Raw genomic sequence first — 16,630 nt, 5'->3', positions numbered from 1 at the left:
CCAGGAGAGTAGAAATGGCTCCTCGATCGATCCGCCGCGCGGCGGTGGCCGGCCTCGCCGTCGCCGCCCTGTTCGGCTCGACGGCCTGCGGCAGCGGTTTCGACGACTCCGGCGACGAGGCCCAGTCCAGCGGCCCGGCGAAGCTGGAGATCCTGATCGGCTCCTCCGGCGAGGCCGAGACCAGGGCCGTGCAGGAAGCGGCGGCGAAGTGGGCCGGCGCCTCCGGGAACACCGCCACGGTCACCCCGGCCCAGGACCTCACCCAGCAGCTCGGGCAGGCGCTCGCCGGAGGTGACCCGCCGGACGTCTTCTACGTCGACGCCAGCCGCTTCGCCGACTACGCCAGCGTCGGCGCGCTCGAACCGTACGGCGACAGGATCAGCAAGCCGGAGGACTTCTACGGGAGCCTGCGGCAGACGTTCACCTACGACGGCACGTTCTACTGCGTGCCGAAGGACTTCTCCACCCTCGCCCTCCAGATCAACACCGACCTCTGGGCGAAGGCCGGCCTCACCGACGCCGACATCCCGACCACCTGGGACCAGCTCACCGCCACCCCCGCAAGCTGAAGGCGGCCGGGCAGGTGCCGCTGGTGGTCGCCGACACCCGGGACCGGATCGGCGCGTTCATGGTGCAGGCCGGTGGCTGGTTGACCAGCGAGGACGGCAAGCAGGCCACCGGCGGCACCCCGGCGAACGTGCAGGCGCTCGGCTACGTCAAGACGCTGCTCGCCGAGGGGCTGGCCCGCTACCCGAAGCAGCTCGACGCCGGCTGGGGTGGCGAGGCGTTCGGCAAGGGCAAGGCGGTGATGACCATCGAGGGCAACTGGATCAAGGGGGCCCTCCAGAACGACTTCCCGAACGTGAAGTACAAGGTCGTCCCGCTGCCGGCCGGGCCGAAGGGGCCGGGCACCCTCTCCTTCACCAACTGCTGGGGCATCGCCGCCAAGAGCAGGCACAAGGAGCAGGCGACCAGGTTCGTCGAGGCGATGACCGCCGGTGAGCAGCAGATGACCTTCGCCAAGGCGTTCGGCGTGCTGCCGTCCCGGCAGTCGGTCCGTGACCAGTACACCCGGCAGTTCCCGAACGACAAGCCGTTCATCGACGGTGCCGAGTACGCCCAGGGGCCGGTGAACGCCCCCAAGATGGACAGCGTCCTGAAGGACCTCGACACCGGCCTGAACACCCTCGCCACGGGTGACCCGAAGGCGATCCTCGCCCGTTTCGACCAGAACGCCAAGGCGGCGCTCGGCGGTAGCTGAGGGGGTTGCAGGGGCCCCTTGCTACCGCTTTTTGATGAGCAGGGGGCCCCTGCATCCCACCAACCCCCGGAGGGAGGAGGGAGGGAAGATGGCGATCGACGCGCCGGTCGCGCCGGCCACCCCGCCGGCCCCGCCGCGCGGCGGGCGACGTCGCGGCGGCGTACGCGGTGACGAGACCCTCGCGGGTTGGCTCTTCGTGGCGCCCGTGGTGGCGATCCTCGGGTTGTTCCTGCTGCTGCCGATCCTGATGGCGTTCTGGGTGAGCCTGACCGGCTGGAACGGCCAGGGCAGCCCGTTCACGTCCGAGGTGCCCTTCGTGGGAGCCGACAACTACACCCGGCTGTTCACCGAGGAGGGGCTGGCCCGCCGGGACTTCATGACCAGCATCCGGAACAATCTCTACTACGTGGCGATCGTGGTGCCGACGCAGACCGCGCTGGCGCTCGGTCTCGCCCTGGTCGTGAACAACCGGATGCTGCGGGGGAAGTCGTTCTTCCGGTCGGCGTTCTACCTTCCCTCGGTCACCAGATCGGTGGCGATCAGCGTGGTGTTCCTCTTCCTGTTCGCAACTCCGGAGCGGTCAACGCGCTGCTCGGCGCGTTCGGCGTCAACGGGCCGCAGTGGTTCGCCGACGCCCGCGGCGTGCTCCACATCCTGCTCGGCGCGGTCGGGGTCGACCAGCCGCCGGCCGCGCTCACCGACGGCGGCCCGTTCGGCCTGACCTGGTGGGAGTGGCTCTCCGGGCCCAGCGTGGCGATGGTCTCGATCATCACGCTGGTGGTCTGGACCACCGCCGGGACGTTCATGCTGATGTACCTCGCCGCGTTGCAGAACGTGCCGGTGGCCCTGGACGAGGCGAGCACCCTGGACGGGGCGACCCGCTGGCAGCGGTTCCGTCACGTCACCCTGCCGCTGCTGCGGCCGACCACGTTCCTGGTGGTCACCCTCGGCCTGATCGGCACCTGGCAGGTCTTCGACCAGGTGTACGTGATGAGCCAGGGCGACCCGGCCAAGACCACGCTCACCCCGGCGTACCTGTCGTACCGGACCGCGTTCCGGGACTTCGAGTACGGCTCGGGCGCGGCGATCTCGTTCGTCCTGTTCCTGATCATCATCCTGCTGGCCCTCGGGCAACGCCGGCTGATGCGGGAGAAGGACCAGGTCGGGCGGCGGTCGTGGCGTCGAGGCGTACCGGGGAGGTCCTGACATGGCCGTGGTGACCGGGCCGGCGGGCCCTCGGTCGGCCCCGGCGACCGCCCGTCGCCGCCCCGCCGGCGCGCGTGGCCTGGCGACGACCTTCCTCGGATACACCACCCTGGTCTTCTTCGGGCTGGTGTTCCTCTACCCGTTCGTCATCCAGATCGCCAACTCGTTCAAGACCGAGCCGGACGCGGCGGCCAACCCCGCTCTCCCCGTTGCCCGACCCGATCGACCTGGCCGGCTTCCAGCGGATCGTCGAGGGCACCGAGTTCCCGCACAGCCTGGTCGCCGTCCAGGACCCGGGCCTGTTCACCCTGCCCCGGGGGCTGGCCGACCTGGTCGGCGGGTCGCTCGGCGCGGGCACGCAGTACCCGCTCAAGCTCGGCGCGGCGTTGCTGGCCACCATCCCGGTGGCGATCGTCTTCGTGGTCTTCCAGCGCTACTTCGTCCGGGACGCCAACGACGGCGCCGACAAGGGCTGAGGACGGTGCTGGTTCCCGCGCCGTGGGCCGGGAACCAGCACCGGACCCTACTGCTCGATGACGGACATGATGTTGCCGGCCGGGTCGGTGAACCAGGCGATGGTCGGACCGTTGTCGCGCATGATCCCCTTCTCGTCCTGCGGCATCCCCGGGTACCGGGCGAACCGCACACCCCGCGCGGTCAGCTCCTCGACCGCCCGGTCGACGTCGTCGACCGGGAAGTTGAGCACCGTGAAGGCCGCCGGGGTGTGGTCCGCCTTCGGGTAGACCAGGACATTCCGGTCCCCGGCGAGGTGCAGCGTCAGCAGCCCGCCCGTACCCCCGGTCTGCGACACCCGCAGGCCGAGGGTGCGCTCGTAGAACTCCCGGGCGCGGTCGGTGTCGTCCACCGAGAAGCTGCCGAACGCCGGCGTGTCCCTGAACATGGTCGTCTCCGTTCCGGCCGTGGTCGCGTCGTCCGTGTGGTCGACGGGTCCGGGTCGGCCCCGGTGTCGTGCACGCGGCACGACCCGCGGTCGGCGTACCCGGCCCGGTGACCCGTCAACCCTGCGGAACCGGCTCGGTCGGCACCGCGACGTGGAGGCGGAGCTGGGGCACGAGCATGTCGTCGACGTCCAGGGCGCGGGCCGCTCCGTCCGGCTCCCAGCCGGTGCCGGTGAGGAACTTCCGGGTCGCCTCGTCTCCCTCGAACGCCCAGGCCACCGCGCGGGTGAAGCCGTCGGTCCGCCAGTGGTCGACGGCCGCCGCCAACAGCCGGCTGCCGTGCCCGCGTCGACCCCAGCGCGGCTCGATCAGCAGGTCGGTCACGGCCACCACGTCCGGCCCCAGCGACTCCGCCGGCTCCTCGGGGGCGAGTGCCTCCGCGTCGGCCGGACCGGACGCGGTGAAGCCCACCAGATACGATGATTCGGCCTGCTCGACGGCGACCAGCACCCGGTGGGCGGCCGACGGCGGCTCCTGCACCGCGGCGGTCCACCGTCGGGCGAGGTACGCCTCGTCCAGGTTGTCCAGCACGTGCCGTGGCAGAATCCGCCGGTAGGCGACCCGCCAGGTCGCGAGCTGGATTCGTGCGATCTCGCCGGCGTCCTCGGGACGCGCCGGGCGGACGTACCCGAGAGCCATGGGACGCAAGCCTACGCAGGGCGAGGGAGGCGACGGTGCCCCAGGGTGCCAGACGGACGGTCGCACAGGTCGCGGGCGTGATCGGGCTCGCCATCGCGGTGGCCCTCTTCCTCTCCGTGGCGGCCGTTCGGCACGGCTTCTTCGACCTGGAGGTCTACCACGGCGCGCTGTCGTACTGGGTGCACGACGGCGGCGAGGTCTACGACTACCTCAAGCCCCGCAGCAAGTACGGCTTCACGTACCCGCCGTTCGCCGCCCTGGTCATGCTGCCGATGGCGTACCTCTCCTGGAACGCCGCGATCCTGGTCAGCGTGACCCTCAGCGTGCTGGCCAGCACCGTGGTGATCTGGTGGCTGCTCGATCCGGTGGCGGTCCGTGCCGGGTGGAGCCGCTGGTTCACCCTGGCCGTGGCGCTCTGCCTGGCCGCCGCCTTCGAGCCGATGCGCGAGACGGTCAACTTCGGCCAGGTCAACATGCTGCTGCTCTTCCTGGTCGCGGTGGACCTGCTCTGGCTCGCCCCACGGGGCAGCCGCTGGCTCGGGGTGGGGATCGGGCTGGCCACCGCGATCAAGCTGACCCCCGGCATCTACCTGGTCTACCTGCTGGTCACCGGTCGCTGGCGGGCCGCGGCCACCGCGACCGCCGCGGCCGGCGGGGCCACCCTGCTGGCCGCCGCGCTCTTCCCGGACGCCTCCCGCGAGTACTGGACCCAGGCGTTCTGGAACACCGACCGGGTCGGGGAACTGGCGTTCATCTCCAACCAGTCGTTGCAGGGCGTGGTGGCCCGGCTCGACCCGGGGCACCCGAGCACCCTGCTCTGGTTGCTGCTGGTCGTGGTCACCCTGCTGGTCTGGGCCCGCCGCTGCCGGGCGGCGGTGTCGGTCGGCGACGAGGCCACCGGGTTCGCCCTGACCGGCGTGGTGATGTGCCTGGTCAGCCCGGTGACCTGGGTGCACCACCTGGTCTGGCTGATTCCGGCGCTGATCCTGCTGGTCGACGACGCCATGGCCGCGCCGGCTGGCGGGCGCCGTCGACGCGGGCTGCTCGCCTTCGCCTCCGTCGCGTACCTCGTGCTGATCAGCCGGCTGGTCTGGCACTGGGAGCGGGGTTTCGGCGGGGTGGACGGCTTCATGTTCAGCAACTTCTACGTCTGGATCAGCCTCGCGCTCCTGGTGGCCCTGCCGGTCCGCCGGCCCGCGCCGACCCCGGAGGCCGGCTCAGCCGCCGTCGACACGGCCGGCGTACCGCAGCTCGGCGAGGGCGAGCGGGGCGCGTCCACCGGAGCGCGGTACCGGATAGGTCGACTCCTCGCCGTCCGGTGACAGCCCGGCCCGCACGTAGAACCGGCGGGCCCGCGCGTTGTCGGCGAGCACCCAGACCCGGTAGGTCGTCCACCCCCGGTCGGTGAGTCCGGCCCGCGCCGCCGACAGCAGGGTGACCGCCGTCCCGTCGCCCCAGCACGCCGGGTCGACGTAGAGCCCGACCACCTCACCGCAGGTCGGGTCCAGCTCCGCGCGGCTCTGGTTGATCCGGTACGGGCCGAAGGTGGCGAACCCGGTGACCTGCCCGTCGGCCTCGGCGAGGAGGGTGGTGAACGGGTTCTCCGGATCGGCGGTGGCCATGTCCCGCCGCCGCTGTGCCCACGCCGCGACGTTGAGCCGCCCGAGCACCTCCGGCGGCATGATGCCGGCGTAACCGGCCTGCCAGCCCCGTACGTGCACCCGGGCGACCGCCTCGGCGTCGTCGGGCTCCTCTCGGCGGATGGTGCGCATCTGACCGTTGTATGCCCGAACGGGCGTGCGGTCCAGTGCTTTCGTTCGTGTCGTACCGCTCGGTTAGGGTGCCGGCGATGGCCGCACCGGAATCGCTCTCCCTCGCCCAGGCACGACGCGTGGCACTGGCCGCCCAGGGCTTCGCCGACCCGCCGCCGGCCGGCGTGCCCACCCGGCGGCACCTGCGCCGGGTGCTCGACCGGGTCGGGCTGATCCAGATGGACTCGGTCAACGTGCTGCAACGGGCGCACTACCTGCCGCTCTACAGCCGCCTCGGGCCGTACCCGACCGACCTGCTCGACCGGGCCGCCTACCGCCCGCCCCGCGACCTGTTCGAGTACTGGGGCCACGAGGCGTCGCTGGTGCCGGTGGAACTGCATCCGGCGCTGCGGTGGCGGATGGCGCTGGCCCGGGAGAAAGCCTGGGGCGGCATGCGGCGGGTGGTCGAGGAGCAGCCGGAGCTGGTCGCCTGGGTCCGTGACGAGGTCGCCGCCCGGGGGCCGATCACCGCCGCCGAGATCGAGCACGACGCGCCCCGGGAGACCGGCAACTGGGGGTGGAACTGGTCGGTGGTGAAGCAGGCCCTGGAGTACCTCTTCTGGGCCGGCGAGGTCACCGCCGCCGAGCGGACGACCGCCTTCGCCCGCCGGTACGACCTGCCCGAGCGGGTGCTCCCCGCCGAGGTGCTCGACGCGCCGACCCCGACCGACGCGGAGGCGTACCGCACCCTGGTCGCGGTCGCGGCGCGCTGCCTGGGCGTGGCCGCCGAGCCGGAGCTGCGCGACTACTTCCGGCTGCCGGCGGTCGGCACCCGGCAGGCCGTCGCGGAGCTGGTCGGGGCGGGGGAGCTGACCCCGGTCACCGTGGAGGGCTGGCGACAGCCGGCGTACCTGCACGCGCAGGCCCGACTGCCCCGATGGATCCGGGCGAACACCCTGGTCAGTCCCTTCGACCCGGTGGTGTGGGAGCGGGCCCGCGCCGAGCGGCTGTTCGGCTTCGGCTACCGCATCGAGATCTACGTGCCCGCGCCGAAACGGGTGTACGGCTACTACGTGCTGCCGTTCCTCTCCGGCGACCGGTTCACCGCCCGGGTCGACCTTAAGGCCGACCGGAAGGCGAAGGTGCTGCTGGTGCCGGCGGCCTGGGCCGAACCGGGCGTCGACCCCGGCGAGACCGCGCTCGCCCTCGCCGCCGAGCTGTACCGGCTGGCCGGCTGGCTCGGGCTGGACGCGGTCGCCCCACCGGCCGGCGGGGACCTGGCCGGGCCGCTCGCCGCCGCCCTGGCCGGCACGGCCGGTGTACGGTGAGCAGGTGACCAGCGTTGACGGACCGGCCGCCCAGCCGGCCCCGCCGATTCCACCGGCCGCCGCGACGCCGACCAGCCCACACCCGCACCCGCACCCGCACTGGCCGGCGGGCGCGGTCCAGGTCGCCGAGCCGGACCGGTTCACCCGCTTCGTGGTCGGCCTCTACGACCGCGCGCCCCGCTGGGCGGTGCCGTTGGCCGCCCTCGGCTGCGTCGGCGTCGGCGTGGCGTACGCCCTGGTCAGTGACCCGACACGGGCCGCGCCCGACGCGCTGCCGACCTGCCTGCTGAAGCTCACCACCGGGCTGGACTGCCCGGGGTGCGGCGGTACGCGGGCCCTCTGGTACGTGCTCCACGCCGACCTGCCCGCCGCCGCGCGGCACCACTTCCTGTTCGTCTTCGCGTTGCCCTTCCTGGCGTACCTCTTCGTCGCCTGGGGGGCGAAGCAGGCCTTCGGCTGGCGACTGCCGGAGCTGCGGATCAGCTCGAAGATGATCGGCGGCTTCCTGGTCGCCTGGCTGGTCTTCTCAGTGGCCCGGAATCTGCCCTGGGTTCCCTTCACCTCGCTCTACGTCTGAGCGGTCCGGATCCGGCGGGACCACGCGACCCCTCCGGTGACGCGTGTCGTGTCGCGGGGTGAGGGGTGGTCGACGGCAGCCGCTGTCGCCACGGGCGACCCGACGAGACATGGAACACGCATCCGGCGAAGCGGGTGGGGTCGACGGTGATTCCGCAGGTGGCAGCAGGTGGGTCGGGTTCGGTCGACGCCGGTGGGGCCACTACAGTCCGAGGAATGCCGGAGATGGTGCAACCTCAGGTCAAGCTCGTCGCGTGGACCCACTTCGAGGCTCCCGACGACGTGCCGTGGTCGACCGACGCCGACGGCGGCCAGGCGCTCGCCGAGTTCGCCGGCAGGGCCTGCTACCAGAGCTGGAGCAAGCCGAACCCGGCCACCGCGACCAACGCCGGCTACCTGGCGCACATCCTCGAGGTCGGCCACCTGTCGGTGCTGGAGCACGGCTCGGTGACCTTCTACTTCAGCGGCGTGTCCCGTTCCTTCACCCACGAGCTGATCCGGCACCGCCACCTCTCGTACTCCCAGCTCTCCCAGCGGTACGTGCCCGAGCGGGACGCCGCCATGGTCGAGCCCCGGGTGATCGCCGAGGACCCGGAGCTGCACAAGCGCTTCGTGGAGGCGACCGAGGCGGGCGTGCGGGCGTACAACGAGCTGCTGGAGGGCCTCGAACGGCGCTTCGTCGACGAGCCCAACCCCACCCTGCGCCGTAAGCAGGCGCGGCAGGCCGCCCGCGCGGTGCTGCCGAACGCCACCGAGACCCGGATCGTGGTGACCGGCAACTACCGGGCGTGGCGGCACTTCGTAGCGATGCGGGCGACCGAGCACGCCGACGTGGAGATCCGCGAGCTGGCCGTGGAGTGCCTGCGGCAGCTGCAGCGGGTCGCGCCGAACGTCTTCGGTGACTTCGTCGTCTCGACCCTGCCCGACGGCACCGAGGTCGCGACGAGCCCGTACGCCGAGCGGTCCTGACGACGTACGCCGAACGTGGCCGGGCCGGCACGGCGAGCGTGCGTGGGCCGGCGGTGTCCGGCCGGCCGACCCCGCTGAGCCCTTCCCCGCCGGAGGCGTCCCGGTCGGTTGCTAGGTTGTCAGCATGACCCACGACCACCCTGTCGCCTCGGAGCGGGCGTTGTCGCGTCCCTTCGGGCGACTGCTCACCGCCATGGTGACCCCGTTCACCTCCGACGGTTCGCTCGACCTCGAGGGCGCTGCCCGGCTCGCGACCCACCTGGTCGACTCCGAGGGCAACGACGCGCTGGTGGTCAACGGCACCACCGGCGAGTCGCCGACCACCACGGACGCGGAGAAGGAACGCCTGGTCCGGGCCGTGGTCGAAGCGGTCGGTGACCGGGCCCGGGTGGTCGCCGGGGTCGGCACGAACGACACCCGGCACACCATCGAGCTGGCCGCCGCGGCGGAGAAGGCCGGTGCCGACGGGCTGCTCGTGGTGACCCCGTACTACAGCAGGCCGCCGCAGGCCGGTCTGCTGCACCATTTCACCGCGGTCGCGGACGCCACCGGTCTGCCGGTGATGCTCTACGACATCCCGCACCGGTCCGGGGTGGCCATCGCCACCGACACCCTGGTGCGGCTCGCCGAGCACGGCCGGATCGTGGCCGTCAAGGACGCCAAGGGCGACGTGACCGCCACGAGCTGGGTTACCAGCCGGTGCGACCTGGCGGTCTACAGCGGTGACGACGCGCTCACCCTGCCGCTGCTGGCCGTCGGCGGGGTCGGCCTGGTCGGCACCTCCACCCACTTCACGGGTGCGCTGACCAAGCAGATGATCGAGCGGTACGACGCGGGGGAGACCGCGAGCGCCCTGGCGCTGCACCGGCGGCTGCTGCCGCTGTTCACCGGGATCTTCCGTACCCAGGGCACGATCCTGGTGAAGGCGGGCCTGACGGCGTCGGGACTGCCGGCCGGGCCGGTCCGCCCGCCGCTGGTGGACGCGACCGCCGACGAGATCGCCCAGCTCCGCGCCGACTGCACGGCAGCGGGCCTGGACCTACCCTGATGACGACACGACACGGCGGGCGCCGGATGCCGGCCCCGCAGAATGAGGTGGCTGCGTGACCGAGGCGCACATCGAGGCGGAACTTCCCCCGCCGCTTCCGGAGGGTGGTCTAAGGATCATCCCGCTTGGCGGGCTCGGCGCCATCGGGCGGAACATGACCGTCTTCGAGTACGACGGCAAGCTGCTCATCGTCGACTGCGGCGTGCTCTTCCCCGACGTGGAGCAGCCCGGCGTCGACCTGATCCTCCCCGACTTCGCCCCCATCCTGGACCGACTCGACGACGTCCAGGCGATCGTGCTCACCCATGGGCACGAGGACCACATCGGCGCGGTGCCGTACCTGCTCGCGCACAAGCAGGACATCCCGCTGGTCGGCTCCCAGTTCACCCTCGGCCTGGTCGAGGCGAAGCTGGCCGAGCGGCGGATCGAGCCGTACACCCTGACCGTGCGGGAGGGGGGCCGGGAACGGCTCGGACCCTTCGAGTGCGAGTTCTTCGCGGTGAACCACTCCATCCCGGACGCGCTCGCGGTGGCCATCCGCACCCCGGCCGGGCTGGTCCTGCACACCGGCGACTTCAAGATGGACCAGCTCCCGCTGGACGGCCGGATCACCGACCTGGCCGGGTTCGCCCGGCTCGGCGCGGAGGGCGTGGACCTGCTCCTGTCCGACTCCACCAACGCGGAGATCCCCGGTTTCGTCACGCCGGAGCGGGAGATCGGCCCGGTCCTCGACTCGATCTTCGCCAAGGCGAAGGGCCGGATCATCGTCGCCTCGTTCGCCTCGCACGTACACCGGGTGCAGCAGGTGCTCGACTCGGCCGCCGAGCACGACCGCAAGGTCGCCCTGATCGGCCGGTCCATGGTCCGCAACATGGGCATCGCCCGCGACCTCGGCCTGCTCAACATCCCGCCCGGACTGGTGGTCGGCCTGGACGAGGCGACCAGCCTGCCCCCGGAACGGATCGTGCTGATGTCCACCGGTTCGCAGGGCGAGCCGATGAGCGCGCTCGGCCGGATGGCCAGCGGCGACCACCGGCACATCACCATCGCCCCCGGCGACACCGTCGTGCTGGCCAGCTCCCTGGTGCCCGGCAACGAGACCTCGGTGTACCGGGTGATCAACCGGCTCGCCCGGGCCGGCGCGGTGGTGGTGCACAAGGACGTCGCCAAGGTGCACGTCTCCGGCCACGCGCCCGCCGGTGAGCTGCTCTACCTGCTCAACGTGGTCCGGCCCAGCAACCTGATGCCGGTGCACGGCGAGTGGCGGCACCTGCGGGCGCACGCCCGGCTGGGCATCGAGTCCGGCGTCGACCCCGACCGGGTGGTGCTCTGCGAGGACGGCGACGTGGTCGACCTGGTCGACGGCCGGGCCAGCCTCGTCGGGCACGTGACCAGCCGCTACGTCTACGTCGACGGGCTGGCCGTGGGGGACGTCGGCGAGTCGCTGCTGACCGAGCGGCGGATCCTCGGCGACGGCGGCTTCATCGCCTGCACCGTGGTGGTCGACTCGGTCACCGGCAAGGTGGTCGGCGGGCCGACCGTCTCCGCGAAGGGCTTCTCCGAGGACCCGGCGGCGTTCAACGCGGTCGTGCCGCTGGTCACCGAGGCGCTCAACCGGGCCGCCTCCGACGGGATCACCGATCCGCACCAGCTCCAGCAGATCGTCCGGCGGACGGTCGGTCGATGGGTCAACGACGCGTACCGGCGTCGGCCGATGATCGTCCCGTTCGTGGTCGAGGTCTGACCCACCCGGGTGGTCCGGCGGCGCGCCGGACCACCCGGGTTCCCGGGCTCAGGCCCCGGCGACCAGCGCGTTCAGCTCCGGGTACTCGACCGGGTCCGCCAGCGACGTGTACGTCCCCGGGCCGCCCGCAGCCGGTCGCACTGCTCGTCGGTGTCCCGCAGACCGGGGCCGCCCGACGCGCCGTCCTCGATGTTCACGCCGACAGCGGCGGCCGCGAGCACCCGCCGTACGGTGTCGGCGACGCCGGCCGGGTCGGTGGCGAAGCCGGTCTCGATGTCTGCGGTCACCGGCACGGTCACCGCGGCGGCGAGCCGGGTCACAGGCCGCGTGGGCCGGCGGCTCAGGGCAGGGCGGCCACCGCGTCGGCGTACGCGGTGCCGGTCCTGACCACCGCCTCGACCAGCACCTCCACCTGCACCGGCGCCACCCCGTGTGCCAGGTCCGTGGTGACGTCGCCGGCCAGCACCAGTTCGCCGCCGACCACCTCGTGCACGTACGCCTTCGGCAGCAGCCGGTCGCGGTTCCAGGCGTTGACGAACTCGTACGCCTCGGCGCGCCGGCCGACCGGCAGGCGACGGGTGGCGACCACCCGGGCGTGCAGGATCTCGGCCCGTGTCCCGACCCGCTCGAACCGGATCACCGCCTCGCCCCAGCGGCCGACCACGGTGCCACCCGGTTCGACGGCACACCGGTCACCCCGACGCTCGACGGCGGAGACGATCAGGGCGACGGTCAGCGGGGCGGGCTCGTCCGGCGGACCGTCGTCCGGGTCCGGCCCGGTGTCGGCGTCGAACGCCCCGGGGCCGTCGGCCACCGGATCGGCCGGCAGCGGGGGCGGCGCGGTGGTCAGCGGCCGTTCGGCCAGCCGGGCGGCGATCCGGCCGGACTGGTGCCCGGTGCCGTTGCGGGCGTCGAACCGCCCGGCGAGGTCGGTGGCGGTGGCGAGCAGTTCCCCGCCGAGCGCCGCCAGGCTCGGCGCACCGCCCGGCGGGGGCACCCGGACCAGCCCGAACGCCTCGGCCAGCCGGGTCGCGTGGTCCAGGCCGAGCGTCCGCCCCGGCGTCCGGGCGGGCCCCGCGTCGACCGGCCCGGACGGGTGACCCACACCCGACTCGGCGGCCAGCCGGCAGAGCAGGGCACCCGCGGCGGTGAACTCCATCGCGGACCGCTCGTCCACCGGCCGGGCCAGCCGGGGCAGCTGCTCGACCAGGATCTCCACCCCGCGCGCCGGGTGCCCGCCGAGCGCGCAGAACAGCAGGTGCGCCGGGAGGTGCCCGAAGGCTGTCCACTCCCGCCGGTGCCGGCGGTACGCCCGCACGTGCGCCCGCCCCGCGTCGTCGTGCCGTCCCAGTCGCAGGTACGGCAGGAGCAGCGCGGCCAGGGCGGCCTCCGGTTGGTCGGTGCAGTCGCCGGGGTCGGCGACCACGGGTTCCAGCATCCGTACCGCCTCGGCCCACTCGCCCCAACCGGTGAGCAGCTCGGCCTGGCGTACCGCCACGCAGGCGGCGCAGTCGCGCCCCGGACGGGCGGCCCGCCACCGGGCGAACCACTCCCGGGCGGCCGGTTCGTCCCCCAGGTGGTCGGCGAGCCGGCAGCGCAGCTCCGCCACCGTGCCCGGCTCCGTCCCGCCCAGCCGGCGGTCGAGGTCGTCCAGGAGGACACGGGCCTGGTCCAGCCCGATCCGAGGGCTGGCGGGCAGCGCCTCCACGGCGGCCCGCTGGCCGCTGCGCAGCATCGCGACGTCGTCGGCGTCGAACAGGGCGGGATGCTGGTCCATCGCGGCGACACAACGGTCCAGCGGTTCGACCAGCCGCCACCGCTCGCCCCGGTACCGGTGCGTCTCGATCAGCGCGAGCCGGGCGTCCACGCCGAGCCGGACGTCCCCGGCGGCGTCGGCGTGCGCGGCGATCCGTTCCAGTTCGACGAGTCTCGCCTCCCCGTCGGGCAGGTCCCGGGCCGCGTCGAGCGCCGCACGCCCCGCGTCGCCACTCACGCCCGGGCCCCGTCGTTCAGTTCCGCCACGGCGGTGGCCAACCGGCAGCCGGCCGAGATGCCCCGGTCGAGAAGCTGGTCGAGTTGGTGCGGGGTGACTCCCCGTTCCAGGTCGGTGATGACCTCGCCGCAGACCCGGGCCCGCCCGTCGTCGTCGACCTCGACGAACGCCTTCGGCCAGTACCGTGAGTGGTTCCAGTCGTTGCAGAAGGCACGCAGCGCCGGAACGTGTTCGATCCCGAACAGCGGCGCGGTGACGGTCCGCACCTGGAGCACCTCACCGGTCCCGCCCAGCCGGCGGAACCAGACCAGGCTCGTCCCCCAGCGGCCGACCAGGTTGCCGTCGGTGTCCGGGCGGCAGGCGTACCCCCGGGTGGCCAGCACCGCCGCCACCAGCTCCCCGGTCAGCGGACGCAGCGTGTGCGGGTGTCCGCCCAGCGGGCCCTCCGGGCCGTCCCCGAACTCCGGCGGCACCATCGGCGGCACCCCTCCCTGAGGTTCCTGAGGCGAATATCACGGCTGAGTGCCGACAGCGCGCTGCGACGCACGGACACGACGGTAAAAGCGGCGAACTACCGGGTCGCGCCGTTACCGTGACTCTATGGCGGGCCGTACCTCTCAGGCGAGCCGGCGACGCGGCGCGTCGCCGCGCGGTACCACGAACAACCGTGCCCGCCAGCCGGCCAAGAAGACCCGCGCGACCGCCCGGAGCCGCCGTCCGGCGGCCCGGCCCGCGCCCGGCGCCTACCTGGGCCGTGCGATCACCAGTGTCTGGATGGGACTCGCGCACGGTGTCGGGTGGACGGTCCGGGCCGCGGGTCGGCAGGCCGCCACCGCCCGTGAGGTGGGCCCGGAGCACCGGCGCGACGGCGCCGGCCTGCTCCTGTTCGGGCTCGCGATCCTCAGCGCGGTGGCGATCTGGTTCTCCGGGGCGGGACCGGTCGGGGCCCGGCTGGCGGACAGCGTCCGACTCTTCCTCGGCGCGATCTCCATCATCGTTCCCGTGCTGCTGACCATCGGCGCCTGGCGGATGATGCGCGAGCCCGCCGACCCGGCGCACCGGGGGCGCGGCCTGGTCGGCTGGGGGTCCATGATCGTCGCCACCGCCGCCATGCTGCACATCGGACAGGACCCGGTGGACCACGTGCAGCGCGACTACGCCGGTGGCCTGGTCGGCATGGGCGTCGGCGGGCTGCTGGACCGGGCGGTCACCGCCTGGGTAGCCGTACCGCTGCTGATCCTGCTGCTGGTCTTCGGTCTGCTGGTGGTCACCGCGACGCCGATCAACAAGGTCCCCGAGAGGCTCGGCCTGCTCACCGGTGGGGTGCTCGGCGTGCCGCCGGCCCCGGCGACCGACGAGGTCGAGGTGGTGGAGGTGGGCGAGAAGCCGGCCCGCCGCCGTCCGGCCCGCAAGTCCGCGCCGCCGCCGGAGCCGGACGACCCGGCGGAGGTCGACGACGCCTACGCCGACGGCGTCGACCTCCAGGAGACCCTGGTGCTGCCCCGCAAGCCGCCGGCCCGGGTACCCTCCGCCCGGCGCAAGCCGGAGCCGCCGGAGCACTCCGTGCCGCCCACCCGGGCCGAGCAACTCGCGCTCACCGGGTTGGCCGGCGACTACACCCTCCCCCCGGCCAACCTGCTCAACACCGGGGCCGCGCCGAAGACCCGGAGCAAGGCCAACGACGAGGTGATCGCCGCCCTCACCGGGGTGTTCGACCAGTTCGGGGTGGACGCCGAGGTCACCGGCTTCACCCGGGGGCCGACGGTCACCCGGTACGAGGTCGAGCTGGGCCCCGGTGTGAAGGTCGAACGGATCACCCAGCTCTCCCGCAACATCGCGTACGCGGTGAAGTCCCCGGACGTGCGGATCCTCAGCCCGATCCCGGGGAAGAGCGCGGTCGGCGTGGAGATCCCCAACACCGATCCGGAGAACGTGGCCCTCGGCGACGTGCTGCGCTCCCGGGCGGCCACCAGCGACCACCATCCGATGCTGGTCGCCCTCGGCAAGGACATCGAGGGCGGCTACGTGGTGGCCAACCTGGCGAAGATGCCGCACATCCTGATCGCCGGGGCCACCGGTGCGGGCAAGTCGAGCTGTCTCAACTCGCTGCTGGTGTCGATCCTCACCCGGTCCACCCCCGACGAGGTGCGGCTGCTGCTGATCGACCCGAAGCGGGTCGAGATGACCGGCTACGAGGGCATCCCACACCTGGTCACGCCGATCGTGACCAACGCCAAGAAGGCCGCCGACTCGCTGGAGTGGGTGGTCCGCGAGATGGACATGCGCTACGACGACCTCGCCGCCAACGGGGTCCGGCACATCGACGACTTCAACCGCAAGGTGCGCACCGGCGAGATCACCGCCCCGCCGGGCAGCGAGCGGGAGATGAAGCCGTACCCGTACCTGCTGGTGATCGTCGACGAGTTGGCCGACCTGATGATGGTCGCCCCGCGCGACGTGGAGGACTCGGTCGTCCGGATCACCCAGCTCGCCCGGGCCGCCGGCATCCACCTCGTGCTGGCCACCCAGCGCCCGTCGGTCGACGTGGTGACCGGTCTGATCAAGGCGAACGTGCCGTCCCGGCTGGCCTTCGCCACCTCGTCGCTGGCCGACTCGCGGGTCATCCTCGACCAGCCGGGTGCGGAGAAGCTGCTCGGCCGGGGCGACGGCCTCTTCCTGCCGATGGGCGCGTCGAAGCCGATCCGGATCCAGGGCGCCTGGGTCACCGAGCAGGAGATCAGCGACGTCGTCAAGTTCTGCAAGGACCAGCGTGAGCCGGAGTTCCGGCCGGACGTGCTAACCCCGGCGCAGGACGGCAAGAAGAAGATCGACGAGGAGATCGGCGACGACCTCGACCTGCTGGTGCAGGCGATCGAGCTGGTGGTGACCTCGCAGTTCGGGTCCACCTCGATGCTCCAGCGCAAGCTGCGGGTCGGCTTCGCCAAGGCGGGCCGGTTGATGGACCTGATGGAGACCCGGGGCATCGTCGGCCCGTCCGAGGGTTCCAAGGCCCGCGACGTGCTGGTCAAGCCGGACGAGCTGGAGGAGGCGCTGGCCGCCCTCCAGCCCGCCGACAGCTGACCCGGCCGGCAACTCCGCCGCTCCGCACCACCCCCGCCGCCGCACCGCTCCGCACCGTCGCACCGCTCCGCCCGG

General features: G+C 72.8%; 18 protein-coding genes. 12 read left to right on the top strand and 6 right to left on the bottom strand.

All coding sequences use genetic code 11. The features are described 5' to 3' along the window. Positions 1 to 14: 14 nt before the first annotated feature. The 5 genes from GA0074694_RS33855 (at position 15) to GA0074694_RS33490 (ending at position 2,943) form a co-directional block, all read left to right on the top strand. The gene (locus GA0074694_RS33855; RefSeq protein WP_281190365.1) at positions 15 to 569 is read left to right on the top strand and encodes an extracellular solute-binding protein; all 555 of its coding nucleotides are present in this window, start codon (positions 15 to 17) and stop codon (positions 567 to 569) included. Positions 570 to 592: 23 nt separating this feature from the next. Beyond that, positions 593 to 1,261, top strand: a complete 669-nt coding sequence (locus GA0074694_RS33850) for a sugar ABC transporter substrate-binding protein (RefSeq protein ID WP_281190364.1) — start codon at positions 593 to 595, stop codon at positions 1,259 to 1,261. An 88-nt stretch (positions 1,262 to 1,349) separates the two neighbouring features. Continuing rightward, on the top strand, positions 1,350 to 1,982 hold the full coding sequence (locus tag GA0074694_RS33500) for a carbohydrate ABC transporter permease (RefSeq protein WP_245714984.1): 633 nt from the start codon (positions 1,350 to 1,352) through the stop codon (positions 1,980 to 1,982). Beyond that, the gene (locus tag GA0074694_RS33495; RefSeq protein WP_245714983.1) at positions 1,904 to 2,467 is read left to right on the top strand and encodes a carbohydrate ABC transporter permease; all 564 of its coding nucleotides are present in this window, start codon (positions 1,904 to 1,906) and stop codon (positions 2,465 to 2,467) included. Before GA0074694_RS33500 ends, GA0074694_RS33495 begins: the two co-directional genes overlap by 79 nt. 209 nt (positions 2,468 to 2,676) lie before the next feature. Beyond that, positions 2,677 to 2,943 carry an ABC transporter permease family protein gene (locus GA0074694_RS33490; RefSeq protein WP_245714982.1) on the top strand — a complete coding sequence of 89 codons (267 nt, stop codon included), beginning with the start codon at positions 2,677 to 2,679 and terminating at the stop codon, positions 2,941 to 2,943. Positions 2,944 to 2,990: 47 nt separating this feature from the next. On the opposite strand, the gene GA0074694_RS29945 is transcribed toward GA0074694_RS33490, so the two are convergent. After that, the gene (locus GA0074694_RS29945; RefSeq protein WP_091464378.1) at positions 2,991 to 3,368 is read right to left on the bottom strand and encodes a VOC family protein; all 378 of its coding nucleotides are present in this window, start codon (positions 3,366 to 3,368) and stop codon (positions 2,991 to 2,993) included. A gap of 115 nt (positions 3,369 to 3,483) precedes the next feature. Beyond that, positions 3,484 to 4,065: a GNAT family N-acetyltransferase gene (locus tag GA0074694_RS29940; protein WP_091463217.1), complete on the bottom strand. Its 582-nt coding sequence runs from the start codon at positions 4,063 to 4,065 to the stop codon at positions 3,484 to 3,486. Between the two features lie 35 nt (positions 4,066 to 4,100). Between GA0074694_RS29940 and GA0074694_RS29935 the strand changes: the two genes are divergently transcribed. Then, complete coding sequence (locus GA0074694_RS29935) at positions 4,101 to 5,387, top strand: glycosyltransferase family 87 protein (RefSeq protein WP_091463216.1); 1,287 nt, start codon at positions 4,101 to 4,103, stop codon at positions 5,385 to 5,387. Here GA0074694_RS29935 and GA0074694_RS29930 read toward each other — a convergent pair. After that, positions 5,283 to 5,837: a GNAT family N-acetyltransferase gene (locus GA0074694_RS29930; RefSeq protein ID WP_091463215.1), complete on the bottom strand. Its 555-nt coding sequence runs from the start codon at positions 5,835 to 5,837 to the stop codon at positions 5,283 to 5,285. The two genes, GA0074694_RS29935 and GA0074694_RS29930, sit on opposite strands and share 105 nt — an antisense overlap. A 77-nt stretch (positions 5,838 to 5,914) precedes the next feature. On the opposite strand from GA0074694_RS29930, the gene GA0074694_RS29925 reads away from it, so the two are divergent. From GA0074694_RS29925 to GA0074694_RS29905, 5 genes are all read left to right on the top strand, one after another. Further along, positions 5,915 to 7,144 (top strand): winged helix-turn-helix domain-containing protein, encoded by a 1,230-nt coding sequence (locus GA0074694_RS29925; protein WP_091463214.1) that lies wholly within the window; start codon positions 5,915 to 5,917, stop codon positions 7,142 to 7,144. Further along, positions 7,134 to 7,721: a DUF2752 domain-containing protein gene (locus GA0074694_RS29920; RefSeq protein ID WP_091463213.1), complete on the top strand. Its 588-nt coding sequence runs from the start codon at positions 7,134 to 7,136 to the stop codon at positions 7,719 to 7,721. Before GA0074694_RS29925 ends, GA0074694_RS29920 begins: the two co-directional genes overlap by 11 nt. 224 nt (positions 7,722 to 7,945) lie before the next feature. Continuing rightward, positions 7,946 to 8,689: an FAD-dependent thymidylate synthase gene (gene thyX, locus GA0074694_RS29915; protein WP_091464374.1), complete on the top strand. Its 744-nt coding sequence runs from the start codon at positions 7,946 to 7,948 to the stop codon at positions 8,687 to 8,689. Positions 8,690 to 8,813: 124 nt separating this feature from the next. Next, the gene (dapA, locus tag GA0074694_RS29910; RefSeq protein ID WP_091463212.1) at positions 8,814 to 9,737 is read left to right on the top strand and encodes a 4-hydroxy-tetrahydrodipicolinate synthase; all 924 of its coding nucleotides are present in this window, start codon (positions 8,814 to 8,816) and stop codon (positions 9,735 to 9,737) included. A gap of 55 nt (positions 9,738 to 9,792) precedes the next feature. Further along, positions 9,793 to 11,481 carry a ribonuclease J gene (locus GA0074694_RS29905; protein WP_091463211.1) on the top strand — a complete coding sequence of 563 codons (1,689 nt, stop codon included), beginning with the start codon at positions 9,793 to 9,795 and terminating at the stop codon, positions 11,479 to 11,481. Positions 11,482 to 11,552: 71 nt separating this feature from the next. Here GA0074694_RS29905 and GA0074694_RS29900 read toward each other — a convergent pair whose 3' ends face one another. From GA0074694_RS29900 to GA0074694_RS29890, 3 genes are read right to left on the bottom strand one after another with little or no spacing between them, the layout of a single operon-like run. Continuing rightward, the gene (locus tag GA0074694_RS29900) at positions 11,553 to 11,801 is read right to left on the bottom strand and encodes an isocitrate lyase/phosphoenolpyruvate mutase family protein (protein WP_281190363.1); all 249 of its coding nucleotides are present in this window, start codon (positions 11,799 to 11,801) and stop codon (positions 11,553 to 11,555) included. 20 nt (positions 11,802 to 11,821) lie between these two features. Next, complete coding sequence (locus GA0074694_RS29895; protein ID WP_425413678.1) at positions 11,822 to 13,522, bottom strand: YbjN domain-containing protein; 1,701 nt, start codon at positions 13,520 to 13,522, stop codon at positions 11,822 to 11,824. Continuing rightward, a complete protein-coding gene (locus GA0074694_RS29890; protein ID WP_091464368.1) occupies positions 13,471 to 13,950 on the bottom strand; it encodes a type III secretion system chaperone family protein in 480 nt (159 codons plus the stop codon). The genes GA0074694_RS29895 and GA0074694_RS29890 overlap by 52 nt, the downstream gene beginning before the upstream one ends. A gap of 124 nt (positions 13,951 to 14,074) precedes the next feature. Here GA0074694_RS29890 and GA0074694_RS29885 point away from each other — a divergent pair, with 124 nt between their 5' ends. After that, positions 14,075 to 16,555, top strand: coding sequence for a DNA translocase FtsK (locus GA0074694_RS29885; RefSeq protein ID WP_091463209.1), 2,481 nt, complete (start codon positions 14,075 to 14,077; stop codon positions 16,553 to 16,555). The last annotated feature ends 75 nt before the right edge of the window (positions 16,556 to 16,630 follow it).

Source organism: Micromonospora inyonensis (assembly GCF_900091415.1).
Classification (GTDB): Bacteria; Actinomycetota; Actinomycetes; order Mycobacteriales; family Micromonosporaceae; genus Micromonospora; species Micromonospora inyonensis.
Note: the sequence above shows the minus strand (reverse complement) of the source record. Positions and strands in the feature narration are given on the sequence as shown.

Coding starts and splice junctions, on each gene's coding strand:
- GA0074694_RS29890 (WP_091464368.1), bottom strand. CDS start 13,950: ATGGTGCCGCCGGAGTTCGGGGACGGCCCGGAGGGCCCGCTGGGCGGA.
- thyX (WP_091464374.1), top strand. CDS start 7,946: ATGGTGCAACCTCAGGTCAAGCTCGTCGCGTGGACCCACTTCGAGGCT.
- dapA (WP_091463212.1), top strand. CDS start 8,814: ATGACCCACGACCACCCTGTCGCCTCGGAGCGGGCGTTGTCGCGTCCC.
- GA0074694_RS29885 (WP_091463209.1), top strand. CDS start 14,075: ATGGCGGGCCGTACCTCTCAGGCGAGCCGGCGACGCGGCGCGTCGCCG.
- GA0074694_RS33855 (WP_281190365.1), top strand. CDS start 15: ATGGCTCCTCGATCGATCCGCCGCGCGGCGGTGGCCGGCCTCGCCGTC.
- GA0074694_RS29925 (WP_091463214.1), top strand. CDS start 5,915: ATGGCCGCACCGGAATCGCTCTCCCTCGCCCAGGCACGACGCGTGGCA.
- GA0074694_RS29930 (WP_091463215.1), bottom strand. CDS start 5,837: ATGCGCACCATCCGCCGAGAGGAGCCCGACGACGCCGAGGCGGTCGCC.
- GA0074694_RS29940 (WP_091463217.1), bottom strand. CDS start 4,065: ATGGCTCTCGGGTACGTCCGCCCGGCGCGTCCCGAGGACGCCGGCGAG.
- GA0074694_RS33500 (WP_245714984.1), top strand. CDS start 1,350: ATGGCGATCGACGCGCCGGTCGCGCCGGCCACCCCGCCGGCCCCGCCG.
- GA0074694_RS29945 (WP_091464378.1), bottom strand. CDS start 3,368: ATGTTCAGGGACACGCCGGCGTTCGGCAGCTTCTCGGTGGACGACACC.